Origin of the sequence: Parendozoicomonas verongulae (genome assembly GCF_009711465.1) — a bacterium.
GTDB lineage: Bacteria > Pseudomonadota > Gammaproteobacteria > Pseudomonadales > Endozoicomonadaceae > Sansalvadorimonas > Sansalvadorimonas verongulae.
In genome coordinates, this window is sequence record NZ_SMME01000682.1 from 1 (window position 1) to 1,535 (window position 1,535).

Below are 1,535 nucleotides of genomic sequence, written 5' to 3' on the forward strand. Positions count from 1 at the left end.
ATTTTGATGGGTGCATCAGATACGTCAATTCTCTTCCACAGGATTTGCAAAATATTCAAGGGGTGATGATGGCAAAAGCCCAGGCTTTACAGGCGAACGATCATCTCACTGAAGCATTGCCTCTTTTCCAGGCCCTTTATGAAAGGGACTCAGAATCTTTCGATGATAAAAAAACCAATGGGCTGGCTTTGGCCAAACACCTCCGGCTTATGGGCGGCGCGGATAATCTGAAAGCAGCTCTGGAGATCTATACCCGGCTGCGCACTCTGGCAGCCGGAGGGCAGGCAAACGTACCCTGTGATGACAGGGACATCGAACTGGCCCTGGCTCAACATCTCCAGTTCATGGATGGTATGGCTAACCTGAGAGCCGCTCTGGAGATCTATACCCGGCTGCGCACCAACGGTACCGAAGGGCTGCTGGCTACCATTATAGGTCTGAGGAGTAGTCTGCTCCGGCAGGCGCCTGATAACCCCGGTATACACAGCCCTCCAGGCCCAGGCAGTTATCACCCCCCGCACGAATTGGAAGGCTTCTCTGTACCGTCAGGTCGCGACATAGATGAGTGTTTCAGCCAGCTGATAACCAACCCTCAAAGAGTATTAGCCAGGACAGAGGCGTTATTAACAAAATACTCGGGAAGACCGTCTTGCTACGTCCGTGTTGTGCAATTAAGAGCCCGAGCTTTACTTCATCTAAATGATTTTGATGGGTGTATTGAGTACGTCAATTCTCTTCCACCGGCGTTTCGAAACAACAAAGGGGTGATAAAGGCAAAAGCCCAGGCTTTACAAGCGAAAGGCCGCCTCATTGAAGCTTTGCCACTTTTCCAGCTCCTTTATGAAAGGTTCTCAACATCTCTCGGTGCAATGAAAACCAATGGACTGGTTCTGGGCAAACACCTCCAGCTCATGGGCGGCACGGAGAATCTGAGAAGAGCTCTGGACATCTACACTCGGCTGCGCACCCAAGCGACCAGGGGGCAGATGAATATCCCCAGTGATGACATAGAGATCGAGCTGGCTCTGGGCAAACACCTCCAGCTCATGGGCGGCATGAATAATCTGAGAAGAGCTCTGGACATCTATACCCGGCTGCGCACCCGAGCAGCCGGAGGGATGGTAAACGCACCCTGTAATAACGAGGAGATTGAACAGGGTATAGCAACCATTCTCATTGATATGGGTGAACGGTGACAGTTTGAAGCACCACATCTCGATGCACAGTCGTTTACATGATTCGAAACCTGCCTGTGTATCAGCTGCCGAAACCTTCAGGAATGAATGACAACGGAGAACACCTTGCTCGAGCGGTCGGATCTTCTGGAGAAGGCGTTACATTGGGCGACTCTTGCCTCAGGCAACTGGGCCATTGCTACCGCCTTTATCCACCTGGCCGCAGTCCGGGTTGCAATTAATTGGGCATCAAAGAGAAAAAGGAGCACGAGTTCAGACAGCTATCGGCTCTACTCTTTGCTAAAGCCAACGAACTTAGCCCCCATTGATAAGAACAGCAGACAGGTACTCTCCGGAGGT

General features: G+C 51.5%; 2 protein-coding genes. Both read left to right on the forward strand.

The window, feature by feature from the left end; all coding sequences use genetic code 11:
* Nucleotides 1-1,196, forward strand: a 1,196-nt coding sequence (locus E1189_RS02775; RefSeq protein WP_230460075.1) for a hypothetical protein, incomplete at its 5' end; no start/stop codon positions are given.
* An 87-nt stretch (nucleotides 1,197-1,283) separates the two neighbouring features.
* Nucleotides 1,284-1,535 (forward strand): hypothetical protein (locus E1189_RS25070; protein WP_230460076.1); only part of this gene is annotated, 252 nt, incomplete at its 3' end.